At 47.4% G+C, this 22,472-nt stretch carries 15 protein-coding genes and 2 pseudogenes; 12 read left to right on the top strand and 5 right to left on the bottom strand.

The window, feature by feature from the left end:
- Positions 1–113 precede the first annotated feature (113 nt).
- The 3 genes from NFR99_RS01270 to NFR99_RS01260 all read left to right on the top strand — a co-directional run bounded on the left by NFR99_RS01270 (position 114) and on the right by NFR99_RS01260 (position 5,802).
- The gene (locus tag NFR99_RS01270) at positions 114–2,219 is read left to right on the top strand and encodes an efflux RND transporter permease subunit (protein WP_135975291.1); all 2,106 of its coding nucleotides are present in this window, start codon (positions 114–116) and stop codon (positions 2,217–2,219) included.
- 17 nt (positions 2,220–2,236) lie between these two features.
- A complete protein-coding gene (locus NFR99_RS01265; RefSeq protein WP_251352321.1) occupies positions 2,237–4,726 on the top strand; it encodes a hypothetical protein in 2,490 nt (829 codons plus the stop codon).
- Positions 4,727–4,914: 188 nt separating this feature from the next.
- Entirely contained in the window at positions 4,915–5,802 is an 888-nt protein-coding gene (locus tag NFR99_RS01260) for a S1 RNA-binding domain-containing protein (protein WP_243126490.1), read from the top strand.
- 289 nt (positions 5,803–6,091) lie between these two features.
- On the opposite strand, the gene NFR99_RS01255 is transcribed toward NFR99_RS01260, so the two are convergent.
- Both NFR99_RS01255 and NFR99_RS01250 read right to left on the bottom strand, forming a co-directional pair.
- Entirely contained in the window at positions 6,092–6,625 is a 534-nt protein-coding gene (locus NFR99_RS01255; RefSeq protein ID WP_120480827.1) for a cob(I)yrinic acid a,c-diamide adenosyltransferase, read from the bottom strand.
- A 106-nt stretch (positions 6,626–6,731) separates the two neighbouring features.
- Positions 6,732–7,796: a PTS sugar transporter subunit IIC gene (locus tag NFR99_RS01250; protein ID WP_120480826.1), complete on the bottom strand. Its 1,065-nt coding sequence runs from the start codon at positions 7,794–7,796 to the stop codon at positions 6,732–6,734.
- Between the two features lie 273 nt (positions 7,797–8,069).
- Here NFR99_RS01250 and NFR99_RS01245 point away from each other — a divergent pair, with 273 nt between their 5' ends.
- The 9 genes and pseudogenes from NFR99_RS01245 to NFR99_RS01205 form a co-directional block, all read left to right on the top strand.
- Entirely contained in the window at positions 8,070–8,507 is a 438-nt protein-coding gene (locus tag NFR99_RS01245; protein WP_120480825.1) for a GatB/YqeY domain-containing protein, read from the top strand.
- Positions 8,508–8,517: 10 nt separating this feature from the next.
- Positions 8,518–9,648: pseudogene (gene rlmD / locus NFR99_RS01240) on the top strand (23S rRNA (uracil(1939)-C(5))-methyltransferase RlmD); the annotation flags it as partial.
- A gap of 105 nt (positions 9,649–9,753) precedes the next feature.
- Positions 9,754–12,891, top strand: coding sequence for a response regulator (locus NFR99_RS01235; protein ID WP_251352319.1), 3,138 nt, complete (start codon positions 9,754–9,756; stop codon positions 12,889–12,891).
- A gap of 122 nt (positions 12,892–13,013) precedes the next feature.
- Positions 13,014–14,375, top strand: coding sequence for a GntP family permease (locus NFR99_RS01230; RefSeq protein ID WP_251352317.1), 1,362 nt, complete (start codon positions 13,014–13,016; stop codon positions 14,373–14,375).
- Between the two features lie 19 nt (positions 14,376–14,394).
- On the top strand, positions 14,395–16,158 hold the full coding sequence (gene ilvD / locus NFR99_RS01225) for a dihydroxy-acid dehydratase (RefSeq protein WP_120480821.1): 1,764 nt from the start codon (positions 14,395–14,397) through the stop codon (positions 16,156–16,158).
- Position 16,159: 1 nt separating this feature from the next.
- Positions 16,160–16,819, top strand: a complete 660-nt coding sequence (gene eda, locus NFR99_RS01220) for a bifunctional 4-hydroxy-2-oxoglutarate aldolase/2-dehydro-3-deoxy-phosphogluconate aldolase (RefSeq protein ID WP_120480820.1) — start codon at positions 16,160–16,162, stop codon at positions 16,817–16,819.
- Positions 16,816–17,913, top strand: coding sequence for a sugar kinase (locus NFR99_RS01215; RefSeq protein WP_251352315.1), 1,098 nt, complete (start codon positions 16,816–16,818; stop codon positions 17,911–17,913). Before eda ends, NFR99_RS01215 begins: the two co-directional genes overlap by 4 nt.
- 153 nt (positions 17,914–18,066) lie before the next feature.
- The gene (locus tag NFR99_RS01210) at positions 18,067–19,776 is read left to right on the top strand and encodes an AAA family ATPase (protein WP_251352313.1); all 1,710 of its coding nucleotides are present in this window, start codon (positions 18,067–18,069) and stop codon (positions 19,774–19,776) included.
- Positions 19,777–19,825: 49 nt separating this feature from the next.
- Positions 19,826–20,026, top strand: a pseudogene (locus NFR99_RS01205) (DUF3788 family protein); the annotation flags it as partial.
- A 169-nt stretch (positions 20,027–20,195) separates the two neighbouring features.
- Here the strand turns inward: NFR99_RS01205 and NFR99_RS01200 are convergent.
- From NFR99_RS01200 to NFR99_RS01190, 3 genes are all read right to left on the bottom strand, one after another.
- Positions 20,196–20,696: a hypothetical protein gene (locus NFR99_RS01200; RefSeq protein WP_251352311.1), complete on the bottom strand. Its 501-nt coding sequence runs from the start codon at positions 20,694–20,696 to the stop codon at positions 20,196–20,198.
- A 24-nt stretch (positions 20,697–20,720) separates the two neighbouring features.
- Positions 20,721–21,386, bottom strand: a complete 666-nt coding sequence (locus NFR99_RS01195) for a hypothetical protein (protein WP_251352309.1) — start codon at positions 21,384–21,386, stop codon at positions 20,721–20,723.
- A gap of 85 nt (positions 21,387–21,471) precedes the next feature.
- Positions 21,472–22,182 carry a trigger factor gene (locus NFR99_RS01190; RefSeq protein ID WP_251352308.1) on the bottom strand — a complete coding sequence of 237 codons (711 nt, stop codon included), beginning with the start codon at positions 22,180–22,182 and terminating at the stop codon, positions 21,472–21,474.
- Positions 22,183–22,472: the final 290 nt, after the last annotated feature.

The raw sequence follows: 22,472 nt of genomic DNA, 5'->3' as shown, positions 1-22,472 counted from the left end.
TTCTAAAAATGCAAAAATAGAATTGACTATTGGTCATTTATAGTGTATAACGTGATATAGATAAATGACTAATAGTTATTTGTGAGACATAGTTTAAGGAGGAGATGGATATTATGGTGAAAATCGGAAAAAAGATTGTGAAGTTCCGGGCGCCTATCTTTATCCTGTGTATGCTGCTTCTGTTTCCCGCCGGGTGGGGCTACCTGAATACCAGGGTGAATTATGACATTCTGAGTTACCTGCCGGATAGCCTGGAGACGGTAAAGGGGCAGGATATTATGGTGGATGAGTTCGGCATGGGCGCATTTTCCATGGTGATTGTGGAAGATATGGAACCGAAGGATGTGGTGAAGCTAAAGGAAGAGATTGAGGGTGTGGAGCATGTGAAGGACGTCCTCTGGTATGACAGCGTAATGGATATCAGCGTGCCGATTGAAATGCTGCCGGATAAAATCCGGGAGGCGTTTAACCAGGGAAACGCAACGATGATGATTGCCCTGTTTGATGAAACGACTTCGACGGACAATACGATGCAGGCTGTCAGCGATATGCGGGCTTTGTGTCAGGAAAAGTGTTACATTAGCGGAATGTCCGGCGTGGTTACGGATATTAAGAATCTGGCAATGGGAGAAATGCCGATTTATGTGATGATTGCAGTTGTCCTGAGTTTGATTGTCCTGGGGCTGACGATGGAGTCTTTTCTTGTTCCGCTGATTTTTCTTCTGAGTATTGGGATTGCCATTGTTTACAATATGGGAACGAACAGCTTTCTGGGGGATATTTCTTATCTGACCCAGGCATTGGCGGCAGTATTGCAGCTTGGGGTAACGCTGGACTACTCCATTTTCCTGCTGAATAATTACGAGGAGAATAAGCAGCGGTTTGAAGGGGATAAGGAGCGTGCCATGAGCCATGCGATTGCCAACACCTTCAAATCAGTGGTAGGAAGTTCGATAACGACGATTGCCGGGTTTGCAGCTCTTTGCTTTATGACGTTCCGGCTTGGACTTAATATCGGCGTTGTAATGATGAAAGGTGTGGCGATCGGGGTTGTCTGCTGCGTGACCCTGCTTCCTGCGATGGTACTGCTGTTTGATAAAGCGATTGAAAAGACCAGGCATAAGCCGCTGATTCCCAGCCTGGATAAGATTTCACATTTTGTAACAAAGCATTATAAAGTATGGATGGCAATTTTCCTGGCGCTTTTCATCCCGGCGCTCTACGGAAATAACCACAACAAGGTGTACTACAATATCGATAAATCTTTGCCGGACACCCTGGAGAGCGCAGTGGCAAACGAAAAACTGTCGAACCGATTCCATCTCAGCAATGTATATATGCTGCTTCTGGAAAATGGCATAGACGCCAAAGATAAGCAGGAGATGATAGAGCAGGTGAAAGAAGTAGACGGCGTGAAGTGGTGCATCGGTATGAGCTCTGTTGTGGGAAGCGGGGTTCCGGAGGAGATGATACCGGAGGAACTGAGTAAAATGCTTCAGGGAGAAAATTATGAGGTGGAATTTGTGGCGTCTGATTTTGCCAGCGCCACGGATGAGCAGAATGAGCAGATTAGACAGGTAGACCGGATTGTAAAAGGATTCAATAAAAATTCCATGGTTATCGGGGAGGCGCCTTTGATGAAGGACTTGTCAGATGTCTCGTCAACGGATACAAGGAATGTAAATATTGCTTCAATTGCTGCAATTTTTGTGATAATTATGCTGGTATTTAAGTCGGTTTCCCTCCCGTTCCTTCTGGTTCTGGTAATAGAATTTGCAATTTTTGTAAATATGGCGATTCCCTGTTATGCAGGGACAGAGCTTCCCTTTGTAGCAAGTATCGTAATAGGTACGGTGCAGCTTGGTTCTACTGTGGATTACGCCATTTTGATGACCAGCAAGTACCAGAGGGAGAGGAGCCGGGGCGCGGGCAAGAAGGAGGCAATTCGGAGGGCGCATTGTTCCTCTATGAAATCTATATTGGTCAGCGGTATCAGCTTTTTTGCCGCGACGTTTGGCGTAGGATTGTATTCTGAGATTGATATGGTGAGTGCGCTGTGCATCCTGCTTTCCAGGGGCGCAGTGATTAGTACCATTGTAGTAATCTGTATTCTGCCGGCAATGTTTATGGCATTTGACAAAGTAATCTGTAAAACTTCCATCGGCTTTCTGCCGAAGGAGCAAAAAGCGGCAGGAAAAGAACAGGCCGCACAGTCTTGAGACAGGAGGGTTTATTTATGAATAGAAATAAAAGAGCAGTGAAGGCAGCGGCAGCCGGGCTTGCCGTGTTGATGGCGGGAAACGCATGTTTTGGAAATACCGTGTATGCGGCAAACCAGGAGAAGGAAGAAACAGTGTATGTGAAAGCAAATGCAGACGGAACAGTAGAGAAAACGATAGTGAGCAATTGGCTGAAAAATGAGGGCGGTGCGCAGGAAATCAAGGATGAGTCGGATTTGACAGATATCAAAAATGTAAAAGGAGACGAGGAATTTTCCAGGGATGGAAAGAGCCTTACCTGGCAGGCGGCCGGAAATGATATTTATTATCAGGGAGAGACGGATAAAGAGCTGCCCGTCGGCGTAAAAATCACGTATTTTCTGGAGGGGAAGGAGATAGCGGCAGAAGAGCTGGAGGGAAAGAGCGGGAAAGTGAGAATCCGCTTTGATTATACAAACAGCAGCCGGAAGGGGGAGGTGTACACACCGTTTACGATGGTGACAGGCGTGATACTGCCCACAGAAAAGTTTACGAATGTCGAAGCTGAAAACGGAAAGGTAATCTCCGACGGCAGCAAAAATATCGTGGTGGGGATGGGATTTCCCGGACTGGCAGAGAGCTTAAAGCTTTCGGAGTCAGAGCTTACCGAGGACTTGAAAGTACCGGATTATTTTGAGATTACTGCTGATGCAGAAGATTTTTCACTGTCCATGACGGCAACCGTGGCGGCGTCAGGTGATTTAAGTGAGTATGGGCTGGATGATGTAGACAGTCTGGATGATTTGAAGGATTCTCTGGATGAGCTTCAGGACGCGTCTACAAAGCTGGTGGACGGAAGTGGAGAGCTGGCGGACGGCGTTCAGGAATTGAGGGATGCCTGTGGGACTTTGCTTGACGGCATGAATACGGCAGATGAGAAAATGGGTGAACTGGCGGATGGCATCGGCACACTTGACGGAAAGAAGGGCGAACTGATTGAAGGGCTGAATACTCTGGCGAATGGTTTGGATACGCTGGACAAAAAGAAAGGAACTCTCAAAAAGGGCGTGGATGGGTTGAAGGACGGCCTGGATACCCTGAACAAAGAAAAAGGCTCTTTGACGAAGGGAATCAATACACTGTCAGCAGGAAGCAGCGCTTTGAAAACAGGGGGCGAGGCGCTGAAAGCGGGAATTGATGCATATACGGCAGGAACCGGTGAGCTTGCGAAAGGGGTTGGCGCATATACGGCAGGGACCGATACCCTGGCGGCAGGCGTGGGCGCTTATGTGCCGGGGGCATATCGTCTGGCACAGGGAGTCCAGGCTCTGAATGGGCAGCTTCAGCAGGCGGCAGGCGCGTCCCAGGCGCAGCAGCAGGAGCCGGAGGCAGACAAGGAGGCTGGAAAACAGCTAGAGGTGAGAGCACGTGCAGCAAAAGGGGAAGCAGAAAATCTGTCACAGGTGATGGAGCTGGCAGACGGTACCATCAGCAGCTTGTCTGTTTCCATAGAACAGAATCAGGCGGTGCTGGATACGCTGGAGGATGTGCAGGGCAGGCTTGGGGAAATTCCGGGAGCGCTGATTGCGGGGTATTCAGATACCTATCAAAACTATGTAAATGTGCTGAACACAGATATTTCTTATCTGAAAAATGATATCCGGGTACAGAAAAAGGCGCTGAAAGCCTGGGAGGATTTCAAAGCATCCGCTAATGTGGAGACATTGAACAACACCCTGGACAGCATCGGAGAAGGCGCGGCGGCGCTGGCGGCTCCAAGAGCGGCGGCAGATACAGCAGTTTCGGGTGCAGCGGCCGACCCGTCTGTGCTTCTGGCAGGTGTGGCGCAGACGGTTTCCGGTATGGCAGAAGCTTCTGCACCGCTGGCAGATCAGGCAGCGGCCGACGCACTGGTTGGGGGAGCGACGCAGCTGGCAGGCTCTTCCGATACCCTGCGGGCAGGGGCAAAGCAGCTTACGGATAAGAGCGGCGAGCTTCAGAAAGGGGCTAAGGACGCAGCAGAGGGCGCGGCTTCTCTGGACGGGGGAATCGGTCAGGTAAAAACAGGGACGGCACGCTTTATGACGGGAATCGAGACGCTGGCAAAAGGCGGCGCAAAACTTCAGAAAGGCGTCGGCGCCTTAAATAACGGAATCGACGCATTGGCTAAGGGAGGCGGCAAGCTCCAGGGAGGAGCCGGAACTTTGAGCGATGGCATCGGGAAGCTGGCAGAGGGAAGCAGTCTCTTAAAAAATGGAACGGCAGAACTTGCGGGAGGCGGCACGAAGCTTACTGACGGCGTGGATGAACTTTTGGACGGAGCCGGAACTTTGCGCGATGGGATGGAAGAATTTGATAAAGACGGAATCCAGGAGCTGACAGGCGTATTTGACGATGGGGTTCAGAAGATTCTCGACAGGATTGAACTGGTGGCAGACGCCGGAAAGTCATACCAAACCTTCTCAGGGGCAAAAACGGGAATGAAAGGTAAAGTGAAATTCATCATAGAGACAGGATTTGAAAACTAAATAGAGGATTGATTTGTATGCAGTACAATATTAAATCACGGTTGACGCTTTACTTTGCGCTTCAAAAATGATATAGTTTTTTCTAAGAAATGACTTATACAAGGAGGGCAAAACCAATGTCAGAAACTTATGAAACACCGGCCGACATCCTGGAGGATGCCATCAAAGCACCGGAAACATCCGAATCTATGGCGGATTACGCAGCAGAGCTGGAAGCTTCTTTCAAGAAAGTACGGGAAGGGGATATCTTGACGGGAACCGTTATCAATGTATCGGAAACCGAAGTGACTCTGGATTTAAAATATTACACGGAGGGAATCATCCGTCTGGAGGATTACTCCAGCAACCAGGATATTATCCTGAAAGATGTTGTACATGTGGGAGATGAGATTTCTGCTGCCGTCATCCGTACGGACGACGGCCAGGGGCATATCCTCCTCTCATCCAAAGAGGCAAACGATACGCTTGCATGGGAAAAGCTGAAAGCCTGCATGGAAAACGGCACGAACCTCACCGTAAAAATCGGCGGCGTGGTAAAATCGGGCGTGATCGCTTATGTAGAAGGCATCCGCGGGTTTATCCCCGCATCTAAGCTCGCATTGGGCTATGTGGAAAATCTGGAGGACTGGCTGGGCAAAGAAATCGAAGTCCGCGTCATTACAGTGGATGAAGAAAAAGAGCGTCTGGTACTTTCCGCCCGCGATATTCTGCGTGAAAAAGAAAGAGAAGAGAAAAAAGCAAGGATTTCCAATGTGCAGATTGGTCTGGTGACAGAGGGGACAGTAGAAACTCTGCAGCCTTACGGCGCGTTCATCGACCTGGGGAACGGACTTTCCGGTCTGGTACACGTTTCTCAGATTTCCGAGAAACGCATCAAATCCCCGGCTTCTGTCCTGAATGTGGGCGATAAGGTGAAGGTAAAGGTAATCAATATCAAAGACGGTAAGCTCAGCCTCAGCATGAAGGCGCTTAATGAGATAGCAGCCGAAGAAATCGAAGAGGAAAGCTATGATCTGCCGCAGTCCGATGGGCTGACTACGAGTCTCGGCTCCCTGTTTGCAAATATAAAATTATAGGTAATGATTCATCATTTTCATAATTACGTGTTAAAATCCCCGTCCTTGTTGCAGGAACGGGGATTTCTTTCGTTATATTTCCACAAAAACTTTTAAAATTTCCTTGTGTTTTTGTGCGCTTTCACAATAAATTTACCAGACGTTCATAATTTGTTCATAATCTCTTGCTATACTTTAAATGTCCTCAAGGAGAGGAAAGCTTAGAGGGTTTCATCATTCATATAGAGATAAATTTTTTCATAATAGCCTCCCGGCATATTACATGCTGGGGGGCACTCCTCATTTATGGCTATTTTTCTATTCCGGCTCTTGCCTTCATCCCCTTATCAAAGGGATGTTTGATTTTTCTGATTTCCGATACATAGTCTGCCAGGTCGATCAGACGGGCGTCCGGGGTATTTCCTGTCAGGATGACTTCCAGTTTCTTTGGTTTCTTCTTTAAAAAGTCCAGCACCAGTTCCTCGTCCAGCAGCCCTGCGCTGATGGTATACACCGCTTCGTCCAGAAATAGTACGTCGTACTTTTCCTCTTCTGCCTTTTTTGTCACTGATTTGAACTGTGTTTCATAAAACTTCCTGCGAGCTTCTTTCTCATCCTGCGTCATCTGAAAACTGAATTTTTCTGTTTCAAGACCGTCAATGATTGTAATGTTCTCCACACGTTCCAGGATCTTCCGCTCGCTGGTCTTATTGTTTTTCATAAACTGGTACAGCAGCACACGGCAGCCGTATCCCGCCGCACGGGTAATCAGTCCCATGCCTGTAGTAGTCTTTCCTTTTCCGTCTCCATAGTAAACATGGATGCATCCTGTCTCTTTTTCCATATGAAATACCTCCTGCTGTTTAACCGTGAATCGCTTTCTGCTATAGTATCATCCCCGGAATACCGGGTGATTATCAGTTTATACGATTTTCACCGTTATGGCAAGCTTACAGATCAAGCTTCATATCGCCTTCCTTAATCCAGCCTTTCTTCCGCATAAATTCGGATACTGCAAGGGTCAGCGCCGCCGGGAGCAGAATCTGGAATACCACGATAATTACCATCGTCACAGTCCCGCCGATTTCAGGCGACATGGTCTGATATGTCATAATCTGGCCTACAAATCCGGCGGTTCCCATACCGGAACCGGTGGCGTTGCTGGTCATCTTTACAAGCATCGTACTTACAGGCCCCAGGAGCGCGCTGGAGACAATTGCCGGAATCCATATGACAGGTTTCCGCACGATGTTCGGAACCTGGAGCATGGATGTCCCCACACCCTGGGCAATCAGGCCGCCGATTTTATTTTCGCGGTAGCTCGCCACCGCAAATCCCACCATGTTGCAGCAGCATCCAATGGTTGCCGCACCTGCTGCCAGCCCTGACAAATCCAGGATAACTCCCAGAGCTGCTGAGCTGATGGGCAGTGTCAAAATCATACCCATAAGTACGGAGACGATAATTCCCATCAGGAACGGCTGCTGCTCGGTTCCCCAGTTGATAATAGAGCCAAGCCATACCATAAAATTAGATATGGGAGGTCCCACCAGAAGCCCTACTGCAGAACCAGCCAGAATCGCTGTCACCGGCGTTACCAAAATATCAATCTTGGTTTTGCCTGATACGAGATGCCCCATGACAATCGCGATATATGCGGCAATAAATGCGCCCAGCGGTTCGCCTGGGCCTGCCAGCACGATGGTCCCGTCTACCAGCACGGTTCCTGCCAGAATCTTGCTGGCGAATCCGCCCACCATACCTGCTGTCGCTGCGGATACTGCTACCAAAGGCGGCTCTTTAAATTTATGCGCGACGCCGACGCCGATGCCTGCGCTGGTCATAGCGGCCGCCATCTTTCCAAGGAAAAACAGCATTTCTCCTGCCTGTCCGCCAATCAGGTTTCCAACCTGCTGGATAATCGTTCCTACAATCAGGGTGGCAAACAGCCCCATAGCCATACCGCTTAATCCATCAATAAAAATGTGGTTTAAAACTTTTTTTACGGTTTTCATTTTTCTCCTCCTCAATGTGTCAATCATTAGTCTATACATCTGTCTTGTCAGTAACCAACTCTATCACATCTTCCCTGTTTAAGCAAGCATTTTTATGATTCATGCCGTTTTCATAGAGATTTTGTGTGGCTGAGCCCTGGAATTTTACCGCCGCCTCGTTGCATTTTCCGGGAAAATGAAGTATAGTAGACAGAAGAAGAGTATTACTGTGAGAAATATGCTGAACATAGGCATTTACTATGAAAAAGAAAAATAAATCAGGAGGGGTTACGGATGGAACTGGAACAGTTGAGAAAAGATATGGTAGCAGCGATGAAAGCAAAGGATAAAGCGCGTAAGGATTCGATTTCTTCCCTGGTGTCGGCAGTGAAAAAGGCAGCAATTGACGAGGGATGCCGGGATGATATTCCGGCAGAACTGGTTGACCGCGTTATCCTAAAAGAGCTGAAGTCGGTGAAAGAGCAGATTGATACCTGTCCGGATACCCGCGCAGACCTGAAAGCAGAGTATCAGGCGCGCTATGACGTTATCTCAGAGTATGCGCCGGCGCTGATGTCTGAGGAGCAGGTGAGACGCTATATTACGGAAAAGTTTTCCGAAATCGTTGCTACGAAGAACAAAGGGCAGATTATGAAGGCGGTTATGGCGGAGCTGAAAGGCAAGGCAGACGGCAAAGTGATTAACCAGGTGGTAGGGGAGCTTTGCAAATAAGATGGAAAGGTGTCCGGTCTACAAAAAGTGCGGCGGCTGTGATTTTCAGGGAGTGCCGTATGAGGAACAATTAAAAATAAAGGAAACGCAGGTGCGGCAGCTTTTAGCGCCTTTTTGTAAAGTGCATCCGATTGCCGGTATGAAAAATCCTTATCATTATCGGAATAAGGTTCATGCTGTATTTTCTCATGACAAAAAGGGGAATGCCGTATCGGGCGTCTATCAGAAGGGAACACATATCGTAGTTCCGGTAGAACGCTGTATGATTGAGGACGAGAAAGCGGATGAAATCATAGGCAGCATCCGGGGGCTTTTGAAATCTTTTAAAATCAGGACGTATGATGAGGATACCGGGTATGGGCTGCTGCGCCATGTTTTAGTGCGCCGGGGATTTGCAAGCGGCGAGATATTGGTGGTGCTGGTGACGGCATCGCCTGTTTTTCCATCAAAGAATAATTTCGTGAAAGCATTAAGGAAACTGCATCCGGAAATTACCACGATTGTCCAGAATGTAAACGGACGGGGAACCAGCATGGTGCTGGGAAACCAGGAAAAGACGCTCTATGGAAAAGGCTATATTGAAGATATCCTGTGCGGCTATACGTTCCGCATTTCCCCGAAATCCTTTTATCAGGTCAATCCTGCGCAGACGGAAATCCTGTACAAGAAAGCGATAAAGCTGGCAGGGCTTACAGGGAAAGAGCTGGTGCTGGACGCATACTGCGGGATAGGGACGATTGGGCTGATTGCCAGCCGCGGGGCGGGACAGGTGATTGGCGTAGAGCTGAACAGGGATGCAGTACGGGATGCCGTCGCCAATGCAAAGCGGAATCAGGTGAAGAACGTAAGCTTTTACTGTGCGGATGCAGGGAAATTTATGGTAGATATGGCGGCTGACGGCGTAAAAGCAGATGTGGTGTTTATGGACCCTCCCAGAAGCGGCAGTGATGTGACATTTTTGGATTGTCTGGCAAAGATGGCTCCGAAAAGGGTGGTATATATTTCCTGTGAGCCGGAAAGTCTGGCCAGGGATTTGAAATATTTGAAAAAGAAAGGCTATCAGGCTGAGGGCGCGTGGCCGGTAGATATGTTTGGGTGGACAGGATGCGTGGAGACCGTGGTAATGCTTTCCCGCAAATAACGATGTCCAATGAAAGCGTTGGTTTACTTTAGGAATACAAAAATTATAAGCAGTGTGAATAGAATTTAACAGGCATGAATTCACAAAGCATGGGAGGAAAGGGAAATGTATCATTGCCACATTCATTTCTATTTAGTAGGAGGTCTTTGCAGAGAATTTGAAATTATAAAGGAAATGCCGCCGTTGGAACATTTTACGCATGAGTTTTTTGAGAGTGGACAGCCAGAGGATATCCTGACGGGCAGGGCGGATGTGATTTTGGCTGATTTGCGTAGTATGGAAGCGGGGGTGGCGCTGCAGGCTCTGGCAGCGGGAAAAACTAAGGAAGCGGAGCTGATTCTCCTTGCAGATAAGGAGCAGCTTGTGCTTTTGGCAGACAGCCTGGAAGAAGTGAAAGATATATGGACAGCGCCCATGACGGAAGAGGAGACCGGGTTCCGCTTTTTGAGATGGCAGCAAAGTTATAAACAGAGTAAGGACTTCTGGGAAACCAGCCAGTACCTGGAGGCGACGATCAACAATGTGCCGAATCTCATCTGGTATAAGGATAAACAGGGAATCCATGAGAAGGTGAATGACAGTTTCTGTCAGACGGTGAACAAGACAAAGAAACAGATTGAAGGCCGGGGGCACGCATATATCTGGGATGTGGAGCAGGATGATCCTGCATGTATTGAATCAGAACGTGAGGTTATGAGCCGGAGGGAAACCTGTGTGTCTGAGGAAACGATTCAGACAGGAGCCGGGGAGAGGCTTCTTACAACCTATAAGTCTCCGCTGTATGACATTGACGGAAGCGTAATGGGAACCGTGGGCGTGGCAATAGACGTAACCCAGGAACATGCTTATAAGCAGGAAATCATACAGAAAAACCACACGTTGGAGACGATTTTTACGACTATGGACTGCGGTGTGATGTGCCATACGGTGGATGGCTCTCATATCCTCAGCATAAACAGGGCAGCGCTGGAAATCCTGGGATATAAGTCCCAAGAGGAGCTTGAGGCGGATGGATTTGATATGGTGGCTTCCTCGGTTGTGGCTGAAGATAGAGAGGGGCTGCGGGAATCCATCAGGGAGCTGCAGAAAGAAGGCGACAGTATCAGCGTGGAGTACCGGGTTTGTCATAGAGACGGGGGAATCCGGCATGTGATGGGGAACGTGAAGCTCTTGAAAGAGAAAGGCGCTCTGCTGTACCAGCGTTTTCTTCTGGATTGTACTGCCCAGAAGCAGCAGGAAAAGGAAAACGAAAGACGCCAGATGGAACTGATTCATGCGCTGAGCATTGATTATAATCTTGTATGCTTTTTTGACTTGCATACAGGAAAGGGAAAAGTCCTGCGGATTGATGATGAGAGCGGCAGGCTTGGAGAGATTTTTTCCGGCGTCCTTTCTTTGGAAGAATGCATGGAGGTTTACATACAGAAATTTGTTTATGAAGAAGATAAGGATATGGTTCGGGAGGCTGCTTCACGCGCCAGGCTGAAAAGAGAACTGGCAGAAAGCAAACAGTGCTATATGAATTACCGTGCGTTTAAGAATGGGGAAATGGAATACTTCCAGATGAAAGCGGTGCGCACGGGTACATGGGGAGAGAGCCATTGCATTGTGCTGGGATTCCGCAGTGTAGATGAGGAAATGCGCAGTGAGATGGAGAAGAAAAATCTGCTGGAAGATGCTCTCTTACAGGCAAACAGGGCGAGCCATGCGAAAAGTATATTTCTTTCAAATATGTCCCATGATATCCGTACGCCAATGAACGCAATCGTCGGTTTCACAGCGCTGGCAATTACCCATGTGGACAGCCGGGAACGTGTGGAAGAGTACCTTAAGAAAATCATGACGTCAGGAAACCATTTGCTGAGCCTTATTAACGATGTACTGGATATGAGCCGTATTGAGAGCGGCAAGATGCATCTGGAGGAGAAGCCCTGCCGTCTGCCGGATATTCTTCATGGGCTGCGTAATATTGTGCAGGCAGATATTCATGCAAAACAGCTGGAGCTGTACATTGATACGGTGGATGTGATAAATGAGGAAATTTACTGCGATAAGCTTCGGCTGAACCAGGTATTTTTAAATCTGCTGAGCAATGCCGTAAAATATACGGGGCCGGGGGGCATTATCAGCATGAGGATTATACAGAAACCCGGAGCGCCCGCGGGCTGGGCTGACTATGAATTTCATATCAAGGATACCGGAATCGGCATGAGCGCTGAATTTGTGAAACATATCTTTGAGCCGTTTGAACGGGAAAAGAACACGACAGTCAGCGGAATCCAGGGTACAGGGCTTGGAATGGCGATTACCCAAAATATTGTGGATATGATGAACGGCTCCATCTCTGTAAAGAGCGAACAGGGAGTGGGGACAGAGTTCATCGTTGCCGTTACGTTCCGTATCCATGCAGGAAAAAAAGAGCAGCAGGACATCCCGGAGCTTAAGAACTGCAGGGCTTTGGTCGTAGATGATGATTTCAATACCTGCGACAGCGTTTCCTATATGCTGGGACAGATTGGGATGCGCGCGGAATGGACGCTGTCAGGAAAAGAGGCAGTGCTGCGTACGCGCCAGGCAGTTATGCGCGGAGATGATTACTGCGTATATATTATTGATTGGCTCCTTCCGGATATGAATGGCATTGAAGTTACCAGGAGAATCCGTAAAGAAATGGGGGAGAATGTGCCGATTATCGTTCTGACTGCGTATGACTGGTCGGATGTGGAGGATGAAGCTAAGGAGGCCGGTGTTACGGCATTTTGCAGCAAGCCTCTGTTTATGTCAGAACTCAGAAGCTGTCTGTATTCTATTGTGAATACCGAAGAAGAAAAGATAGTGGATAGCAGCGTGGATATGAAATTCAGTACGGGACACATTCTGCTTGTAGAGGATAATGAGCTGAATCAGGAGATAGCCGTGGAAATCCTGGGCGACGCAGGATTCTCTACAGATGTGGCAGAAAACGGGAAAATTGCCGTAGAGATGCTGGCGGCTTCTGAACCGGGATATTATCAGCTGGTGCTGATGGATATCCAGATGCCTGTGATGAACGGATATGAGGCGGCAAAAGCAATCCGTAAACTGGAATCACAAGAGCTGGCTTCAGTGCCGATTCTGGCAATGACAGCCAATGCATTTGAAGAGGATAGGCAGGAAGCTTTGCGTTGTGGGATGAACGGACATTTGCCAAAACCAATTGACGTAGAAAATCTGTATAGTACTTTAAAAGAAATATTAGATTGAACAGACGTATAATCTGCCGGGAATCATGAAATAATGAATATAAAAGAAAGAACAAAAGAAGCGGGATTTCAAAATGGAATCCCGCTTCTTTTTGTACAAAGTGGTGAGAGGAGAATGATTCTATGGCAGAGGAAGCGTTGGCTTTAGACCCTGTCCGTCTGATGATAGCGGCGGCGGTGGGGCTTGTGATTCTGTTGGTATTAATCATCAAATTTAAGATTCAGGCAATGGTTTCTATTTTGATTGGAGCGATTGCAATTGGGCTTCTGGCGGGTATGCCTTTTGAAAATATTATAACGGCGGTCAATGACGGCATTGGGAATACGCTAAAGGGGATTGCGCTTCTGGTAGGGCTTGGCTCCATGTTTGGGGCGATTCTGGAAGTATCGGGCGGCGCCCAGAGCCTGGCGGTGACGATGGTAAAGTATTTTGGCGATAAAAAAGCGGCGTGGGCGCTTGGAATTACGGGACTTGTAATAGCGATGCCGGTATTTTTTGACGCGGGACTGATAATCCTGATTCCGCTTGCTTTTTCCCTGGCAAAGAGAACGAACCGCTCGTCTCTGTTTTATGCGGTTCCGCTGCTGGCGGGGCTTGCTGTGGGACATGCCTATATCCCGCCTACGCCGGGGCCAGTGCTGGTGGCAAATCTGCTGGGCGTAGAACTTGGCTGGGTGATTCTGGTCGGTATTGCGTGCGGCGTTGTGGCAATGATTGCCGCGGGGCCCATATGGGGTTCTATCTGCGGCAATCGATATAATATCCCGGTTCCGGAACATGTGGCGAACCAGGAGGATTTTGATGAATCTAAGCTTCCGAGCTTTTGGACAATTGTAGGTATTATTCTGATTCCTCTGATATTGATTATCCTGGATTCTGTTTCAGGGGTGGTTCCTGCTTTTGGGGGACTGGCTCCGGTGTTTGCATTTTTGGGGGAACCTTTTGTAGCGCTTCTGATTGCTACAGTGGCAGCTATGGCTGTCCTGGGGCTGCGGCATGGATATACGCTGGAGGATTTGGAAAAAGTAATGACAAAATCTTTGGAGCCTACCGGGCTGATTCTTCTGGTGACGGCCTGCGGCGGTGTGCTGCGGTACATGCTGCAGTATTCGGGGCTTGGGGATGTGATTGGAAATGCAGTGGCGTCTGCAAACCTTCCGATTGTGGTAGTGGCTTTTGTGGTAGCGGCGCTGGTGCGTATCTGTGTAGGGTCGGCAACCGTGGCCATGACGATGGCGGCGGGAATCATTGCGGCCATGCCTGGAATTTCGGATTTACCGCCGCTGTATCTGGCATGTACCACTGCGGCAGTCGCGGGAGGCGCAACCGTGTGTTCTCATTTTAACGACTCCGGGTTCTGGCTGGTGAAATCTTTGGTTGGCATGGATGAAAAAACGACGTTAAAGACCTGGACGGTTATGGAAACACTTGTAGGAGGCGTAGGATTTTTGGTGGCATTGATGATATCGTTCTTTGCAGGATAACTGCAGAAAGGAGAGTTTTATGGAATTAGTAAGCCAGAAAATGCGTAAGCTGGCGCCGGAGCTGGACCCGCTGCGCATTGGGACAGGGTGGCGCCTGGAGGATTTGGAGAAGCCTCAAGTATTGATAGAGAGCACCTTTGGAGACAGCCATCCGGGCAGCAGGCATCTGGATCTGCTGGTAAAGGAGGTGCGCAAAGGCGTAGAACAGGCGGGAGGATATGGAGCCAGGTATTTCTGCACTGATATCTGCGACGGGGAAAGCCAGGGGACGGACGGTATCAATTATAGTCTGGCAAGCCGTGAGATGATTGCAAATATGATTGAAATCCACGCAAATGCCACGCCGTTCGATGCGGGAGTATATCTGGCAAGCTGCGATAAAGGAATGCCGGGAAACCTGATGGGGCTGGCGAGGGTAAATATTCCTTCCGTCGTAGTTCCGGGCGGGACGATGAATGCGGGACCTGAAATGCTGACTTTGGAGCAGCTGGGGATGTACAGTGCGAGGCATCAGAGGGGGGAAATTAATGAGGAAAAGCTAAACTGGGCAAAATGTAATGCATGTCCGGGAAGCGGCGCCTGTTCTTTTATCGGAACGGCTTCTACGATGCAGATTATGGCAGAGGCTCTGGGGCTGGCGCTTCCGGGGAGCGCGCTAATGCCGGCTGAAAGCCCGGATTTGCTCACTTATGCACGGCAGGCGGGGGAACTGGCCGTGAAACTGGCACAGACGCCGGGGATGCGCCCGGGGGATATCGTTACGATGGACAGTTTCGAAAATGCGATACTCGTCCATGCCGCGATTTCGGGAAGTACGAACTGCCTTCTCCATATCCCGGCAGTAGCGTATGAGTTTGGGCTGGAGATTACAGGGGATACGTTTGACAGGCTTCACCGGAATGCCAGGTATCTGCTAAATATACGTCCCGCGGGGCACTGGCCGGCAGAGTGTTTCTATTACGCAGGCGGAGTTCCGGCGATTATGGAAGAAATTAAACAGCACCTTCATCTGGAGGCAAAGACGGTTACCGGGCGCACGCTGGGAGAAAACCTGGAAAGGCTGAGGAAAGATGGATTTTATGACAGGTGCGGGGAATGGCTTCAGAAATTTGGTGAGAGATACGGTGTTTCTATTAAAAAAGAGGACGTCATACGGCCTTATGAGAAAGCGATTGGTACGGATGGAAGCATTGCCGTGCTGCGGGGAAACCTGGCTCCGGAGGGAGCGGTGATTAAGCATACGGCATGTCCGAGGGAAATGTTTCAGGCAGTTCTCCGGGCGAAACCATTTGACAGTGAGGAAGAATGCCTGGACGCAGTGCTTCACCATAAGGTTCAGAAAGGGGACGCGGTGTTTATCCGGTATGAAGGGCCGAAAGCTAGTGGAATGCCGGAGATGTTCTACACCTCGGAAGCAATCAGCAGTGATCAGGAGCTGGGAAAAAGTATTGCATTGATTACAGATGGAAGATTTTCAGGCGCGTCTACGGGTCCGGTTATCGGCCACTGCAGCCCGGAGGCTCTGGACGGAGGGCCGATTGCACTGGTGGAAGAGGACGATTTGATTGAAATAGATGTGTTTGGGAGAAAGCTGAATATCATTGGCATTCATGGAGAGCAGATGACGCCGGAAGAGGTGGAGAAGGTTCTGGAGGAACGGAGGAAGTGTTGGAGGCCAAGGGAGCCTAAGTATAAGAGCGGTGTGCTGCGCCTGTTCAGCGAACATGCAGCCAGTCCTATGAAGGGGGCATACCTGGAATTTGAGGAAAGGAATAGCAGATAATATGAGCCTATCAATAGCAGATAAAATAAGAGAATGGGGCGTTGTCCCGGTGGTTGTCCTGCAGCGGGCAAAGGACGCAGAACCCTTAGCAGAAGCGCTGTGCGACGGAGGGCTGCCCTGTGCGGAAATCACGTTCCGCACGGTGGCAGCGCAGGAGGGGATTCATATCATGGCAGAGAAGTTCCCGGATATGCTGGTGGGGGCGGGAACTGTGCTCTCCAGGCAGCAGGTGGACGCTGCAACAGGAGCGGGAGCGAAGTTTATCGTAAGCCCGGGGTTTGACGCGGAAGTCGTGGACTACTGCCTTGGGAGAGAAATCCCGGTATTTCCGGGCTGTGTTACGCCTTCCGAAGCAGCACAGGCGGTCAAAAGAGGGATGCAGGCAGTAAAGTTTTTCCCGGCGGAATCGTTTGGAGGGGCGGCGGCTATCAAGGCGTTGTCTGCACCTTATACGGGGTTACACTTTATTCCTACAGGCGGTATCGCGCCTGAGAATTTGGAAAAGTATCTGGGATGCAGTTCGGTTATTGCCTGTGGAGGGAGCTGGATGGTGAAAGGAAACTTGATTGAAGAGGGAAAATTTGATGAAATCAAACGGCTTGCCACCGAGGCAGTGAAGCTGGCAGCCAAAATCCGAGGAGCCAAAGGAGGAGAGCTATGAATCTGGATGTAAGGCCTGCAGACGAGTGCAAATATGATGCGGTATCTCTGGGAGAAGTTATGCTCCGTCTCGATCCGGGCGAGGGCAGAATCCGCACTGCCCGTTCCTTCCGCGTATGGGAAGGAGGCGGGGAGTATAACGTTATCCGGGGTCTGAGAAAATGCTTTGGGATGCGGACGGCTGTGCTTACAGCGCTTGCCGGAAATGAGGTGGGAATGCTGCTGGAGGACTTGATGCTTCAAGGGGGCGTGGATACCTCACTGATCCGTTGGATGGAAACAGATGGAATTGGGCGCGTCTGCCGGAATGGGCTGAATTTTACAGAGAGGGGATTCGGTATCCGCGGAGCGGTGGGGTGTTCTGACAGGGCAAATACGGCGGTTTCTAAAGCAGTTCCCGGAGATTTCGATTTTGACTATATTTTTGGTAAAATGGGTGTGCGGTGGCTTCATACGGGAGGAATCTATGCGGCTTTGTCAGAGCAGTCTTGCGAAACGGTTTTGGCGGCGATTAAGACTGCAAAGAAGTATGGTACAATCGTTTCCTATGATTTGAACTACCGTCCGTCTATGTGGAGCGCAATTGGCGGAAAGGCGAAGGCACAGGAGGTAAACAAAGAAATTGCAAAATATGTGGACGTCATGATAGGAAATGAAGAAGATTTCACCGCGTGTCTGGGATTTGAGATTGAAGGCAACGATGCCGAACTCAAAGCGTTGAACCTGGAGGGATATAAAAAGATGATAAACCAGGCGGCAAAAACCTATCCCAATTTCAAGGCAGTAGCGACGACGCTCCGCGAGGTAAAGACCGCTACAGTCAACGACTGGAGCGCCATCTGCTGGGCAGACGGACAGATATACAAAGCGCGGGACTACAAAGGGCTGGAAATCATGGATCGCGTGGGCGGAGGAGATTCCTTTGCTTCGGGACTGATTTACGGGCTGCTGATGACGGGAGACGCGGAACAGGCGGTAAACTATGGCGCGGCGCACGGCGCGCTTGCCATGACTACGCCCGGCGATACGACGATGGCGGTAAAGAAAGAAGTGGAAGCTGTCATGGGCGGCGCGGGGGCGAGAGTGCAGCGGTAGAAAAGAAACCTCCGGGGAAGGAAGCCGAAGGCTGAACTGTTACCGGGAAATCAAAAAAGTTTAGATTCTATGTGGAAAAGAATATGCTGATTGGGTATAATAGAAGCAGTCTAAGACAGCAGGAAAAAGAAACGGAAGAGAGGGGGCGCTTCTATGGCAAGGACAATCAGTATCGGGCGGCAGGATTTCGAAAGGATGAGGACAAGGAACGTTTTCTATATAGATAAGACAAAATTTATCCGCGAGTGGTGGGAAGCGGAGGATGACGTGACGCTGATTGCCCGCCCGAGACGTTTCGGAAAGACGTTAAATATGAGTATGACGGAGCAGTTCTTCTCCGTGGATTACGCCGAGCGGGACGATTTGTTCGAGGGGCTTGCTGTATGGGAAGATGAAAAGTACAGGAAGCTGCAGGGGACGTATCCTGTACTTTTTATCAGCTTTGCGGATGTGAAGGAGACTTCTTTTGAACAGGCCCGGAAAAGAATCTGTATGATTATCGAGGAATTATACAATAAATATGACTTTCTTCTGGAGGGGAATGTTTTAAATGAAAAGGAGAAAAAGAACTTCGAGGAAGTGTCGAAGAATATGGAAAGCTCCACAGCGGCGGCATCCCTGAAAAATTTATCGGGTTATATGAGTTCTTATTGTGGGGGGAAAAAGGTCATTATCCTCCTGGATGAATATGATACGCCCATGCAGGAAGCGTATGTAGGCGGATACTGGGAAGAGATGTCTGAGTTTATCCGGGGGCTTTTCAATTCTACGTTTAAAACGAATCCTTATCTGGAGCGTGCGCTTATGACGGGGATTACCCGGGTAAGTAAGGAGTCTATCTTTTCGGATTTGAATAATCTGAATGTGGTGACGACTACTTCGGATGAATACGCAGATAGCTTTGGGTTCACAGAAGAAGAAGTATTTTCAGCTCTGGAGGAGTATAGTTTGTCTGACAGGAAAGAGGAAGTAAAAAGTTGGTATGATGGGTTTACTTTTGGAACAACTACAGATATTTATAACCCTTGGTCGATCCTAAATTATCTAGATAAGAAGAAACTGGCGGCATACTGGGCAAACACCAGCTCCAACAGCCTGGTGGGGAAACTAATCCGTGAAGGTGGAAAGGGTATCAAGAAGATTTTTGAGGATTTGATACGGGGCGGGACTTTATGTGCAGAAATAGACGAGCAGATTGTTTACAGCCAGTTGGACAGCAGTGAACAGGCAATCTGGAGCTTCCTGCTTGCAACCGGGTATCTGAAAGTAAAGAAGTTTAACGCCCACATAACAGAGAATGGGGAGTGGAAGGAAGAATATGAGCTGGAATTGACCAATTTTGAAGTAAGGGGGATGTTCCGCAGCATAATCCGCGGGTGGTTTGGGAGCGTTTCTTCAGCGTACAATGATTTTATTAAGGCGCTGCTTCTCGGAGACATATATGCGATGAATGATTACATGAATACGGTAGCTTCCGTGACGTTCAGCTCTTTTGATACAGGAAAAAACCCATCCCGGCAGGAGCCGGAAAGATTTTATCATGGCTTTGTCCTCGGGCTGATGGTGGATATGGCCGGGCGCTATGTACTGACTTCAAACCGGGAAAGCGGGTTCGGGAGATATGATGTGATGCTGGAACCCTTGCGTGCAGAAGATGATGCGTTCATACTGGAATTTAAAGTACATCAGCCCGGAAAAGAAGAGAACCTTCAAGACACTGTGCAGGCGGCATTGAAACAGATAGAAGAGAAAGATTATGCCGCAGCGCTGCGCGCAAAAGGAATCCCTCATGAGCGGATACGGAAATACGGGTTTGCGTTTCGGGGAAAAGAAGTACTGATAGACGGAGAGCTTTCAGAATAAAAACAAGACAGGCGGCAGAGCCTTATGCACAGTTTATCCAAGAGAAAATTATTTTGCCGTCATGGTTGTCATTGGCAAAAAGGAAAAAGAAGAGTTTGAGAGAGAGCTGTCCTCTTTTTGTGATGAAATACAGCAGATTTATCAAACAACCAAAGAAGGAAATGGGCAAAAGTGGTTGATGATAGAGATGGAGGACTATGACAAAAAGTATGATGATGTGAAGAAGATTCTGAGTATAAGGGCGTCTTGAAAATTGTATAGTCTCTCTGTAGCAGATGTGGTCAGCTGTTGCATATGCGACGAAAAATACTCCTTTTTAGTAAGAAGTGTCATAGCTTTATTCTTGCTAAAAAGGAGTGATTTTTTATCAAAAGTACAGACTATTTTGTACTGAAAAAATACTTTTATCATGTACGATGCTATTCTTTCCATGCTTCAGAAACATATATGATTTCAAAAGACGCTGCTGCGTCCGCATCTTCTTTGGGCAAACGAAGGATGGCATTTTCATAACATGCTGCCAGTCTCGTGGTTTCCTGAAGCGCTGTCAGTTTTATCTGAATCTGTCCTTTTAGATTACCTTGCCCGTCTTTGACCAGCTTCACGGATTCTATGGCGCTCGCCTCGTCAATTCCTCTGCAAATTGTGAGAAAAAGCAAAGCTTCTTCTTTAAAATCTGTCTTAAGCATTTCCTCTGAATAATGTTTTTCTTTCATCGTTTTCACAAGCGATGAAACATCATCTCTGGATTGCAGGACAATACAGGGTTCTGTAATAAAATCAGTTTCAAATTTCTGTATCTCAATAAAATCACATATTCTTCCAGTTTCCGCAGAGCTCTTTTCACAGGCGCACAGAAAAAAGATACTGCCAATAAGAACTGCCACTCGATATATTTTTTGTAATTTTATTTTTTCCATCACTTTCGCCTCTCCTTCAATTTATTACGCATCATAATTTCTATCGCTTACATGATTTAGTTCGATATACTCATAGTCTCCGAAGAGGTGTCTGAAAACTTCCTCCTTTTTCGGCGTCACCTGGACAAAATCAATCACAATGTTGTTTCCCTTGTGACTGAGTCCAATTCCCGCAATAGAAGATACTACTTCAAATTCTGGAGTATCGGTTCCTTGATACTCCGCATAGTACTTCTTATATTTCTTTTCGATATCATCTTGAAAACCATGTAATTCATTTAGAGAATACGTTACCTTTTGAAACTCCACAGAAACATTCTGGACAATATCCTCGTCAAAATCAGAGATTTTAGATTCGTCTGTAACACAGACAATCAGCTTGCTCCCCTCAATATATGCTCCTCCATACCATTCCTCATAAATATTATCTGCATTTTCATCTCCAGTTCGCTTTGCCGCTTCACTAAAGGATTCTACGATTGTTCTGTTTTCAATCCTGCTGCATATTGCATTCAACTCTCCGCTATTGTAGGTGGTTTCCATCTTCGTATCTTCCGTTTCATGGTTTTGTGTACGGTATACTTCCTGAAGCCGCTCACCGCCAGTATTACTTTCTTTATGATAGAGAAACAATATTCCTGCGATTACCAGAAAGGCACCTATACCTATAGTATATTTGAAATTTTTCATAACTTTTCGTTCTCCTGGCATGTATTTAATAAATTTTTTTAGCGACATAAAAACAGTATTACAAATTTCATTCTTCTTTGTTGTTTTATTCTTTAATGAACATTTTATATACCTTATTTTCCAGGATTTGATATTGGATATATGTTTTTTCTTCCTCTGAATATTCATCAAAATCCTTTTCAAAAACCCCGCTAAGCTCTTTAATATCCGCTTCTGTAACCTCCAGATTTTCTTCCTTTACAATAGCTCCCACAATTAAATAATTCTTTATCAGCTCATCTCCTTCACGATAACATTCTTCAAAAAACTCATCTTCTGTCATTTGCAGTTCCTCTGCAACATATCTGTCCAGCTCCATATCATAAAGATACGCTTCTGTTTCATACGAATCCACTATTTCTACAGAGTATTCTGCTACACTTTCTTTGTCCAGTACAAACTTGCTCTCTTTTATCAGATAATCCATAGCTTTATTTCTTGCTGAAATGAATTCCTGATTTCTTTTTCCTGCGGTGAGTTCCTTTCTTACGCTTTCATAATATTCTTGAACAGAATTCATTTCCAATTCTTTCTTAACAAAATCTTCTGATATGTTTTTCTCGCCATAAATATCCAGCAATTCATCAATGCTTTCTTGTATTTCTTTTTTTGAGACGCTAACTTCAGGTAATTCTATCTGCAATCTATCATATTCTGCTATTCTTTTGATTTTACAATTTTCTATTTTCATATAATCTAGCATTTTTTGAATACGCACATCTATTTCCGGATATGATGCAATTTTGTTACTTGACATAAGAATAAGAATGCCTAAAGTGCCAATACATACAGTTAAATAGAGAATCAGTTTTTTGACTTTTTTTTCATATACTAGTAGCTCCTGTAAACGATTGTATTGATTTTTGTATTGACTATATTTGCCTCACAAAAACTTGCAATTCAGTCTATATACTGGTTGCTTTTATATTATATATAATATTCTGTAAAATGTCAAATATATAATTATAATATTAAACCTGAATTATTCATGAGCATATAAAAATGCTCGATACTACAAATCCTTGAACCAGTTCCCGTGAAATCAAT

Origin of the sequence: Hominisplanchenecus murintestinalis, assembly GCF_943193015.1 — a bacterium.
Classification (GTDB): Bacteria; Bacillota; Clostridia; order Lachnospirales; family Lachnospiraceae; genus Hominisplanchenecus_A; species Hominisplanchenecus_A murintestinalis.
This window is presented reverse-complemented; position numbering and strand designations above follow the sequence as displayed.

What these genes read in the sequence shown, in the direction of transcription:
- NFR99_RS01270 (WP_135975291.1), top strand. Translation starts at nt 114, where the DNA reads ATGGTGAAAATCGGAAAAAAGATTGTGAAGTTCCGGGCGCCTATCTTT.
- NFR99_RS01265 (WP_251352321.1), top strand. Translation starts at nt 2,237, where the DNA reads ATGAATAGAAATAAAAGAGCAGTGAAGGCAGCGGCAGCCGGGCTTGCC.
- NFR99_RS01260 (WP_243126490.1), top strand. Translation starts at nt 4,915, where the DNA reads ATGGCGGATTACGCAGCAGAGCTGGAAGCTTCTTTCAAGAAAGTACGG.
- NFR99_RS01255 (WP_120480827.1), bottom strand. Translation starts at nt 6,625, where the DNA reads ATGGAAAAAGAGACAGGATGCATCCATGTTTACTATGGAGACGGAAAA.
- NFR99_RS01250 (WP_120480826.1), bottom strand. Translation starts at nt 7,796, where the DNA reads ATGAAAACCGTAAAAAAAGTTTTAAACCACATTTTTATTGATGGATTA.
- NFR99_RS01245 (WP_120480825.1), top strand. Translation starts at nt 8,070, where the DNA reads ATGGAACTGGAACAGTTGAGAAAAGATATGGTAGCAGCGATGAAAGCA.
- NFR99_RS01235 (WP_251352319.1), top strand. Translation starts at nt 9,754, where the DNA reads ATGTATCATTGCCACATTCATTTCTATTTAGTAGGAGGTCTTTGCAGA.
- NFR99_RS01230 (WP_251352317.1), top strand. Translation starts at nt 13,014, where the DNA reads ATGGCAGAGGAAGCGTTGGCTTTAGACCCTGTCCGTCTGATGATAGCG.
- ilvD (WP_120480821.1), top strand. Translation starts at nt 14,395, where the DNA reads ATGGAATTAGTAAGCCAGAAAATGCGTAAGCTGGCGCCGGAGCTGGAC.
- eda (WP_120480820.1), top strand. Translation starts at nt 16,160, where the DNA reads ATGAGCCTATCAATAGCAGATAAAATAAGAGAATGGGGCGTTGTCCCG.
- NFR99_RS01215 (WP_251352315.1), top strand. Translation starts at nt 16,816, where the DNA reads ATGAATCTGGATGTAAGGCCTGCAGACGAGTGCAAATATGATGCGGTA.
- NFR99_RS01210 (WP_251352313.1), top strand. Translation starts at nt 18,067, where the DNA reads ATGGCAAGGACAATCAGTATCGGGCGGCAGGATTTCGAAAGGATGAGG.
- NFR99_RS01200 (WP_251352311.1), bottom strand. Translation starts at nt 20,696, where the DNA reads ATGGAAAAAATAAAATTACAAAAAATATATCGAGTGGCAGTTCTTATT.
- NFR99_RS01195 (WP_251352309.1), bottom strand. Translation starts at nt 21,386, where the DNA reads ATGAAAAATTTCAAATATACTATAGGTATAGGTGCCTTTCTGGTAATC.
- NFR99_RS01190 (WP_251352308.1), bottom strand. Translation starts at nt 22,182, where the DNA reads ATGTCAAGTAACAAAATTGCATCATATCCGGAAATAGATGTGCGTATT.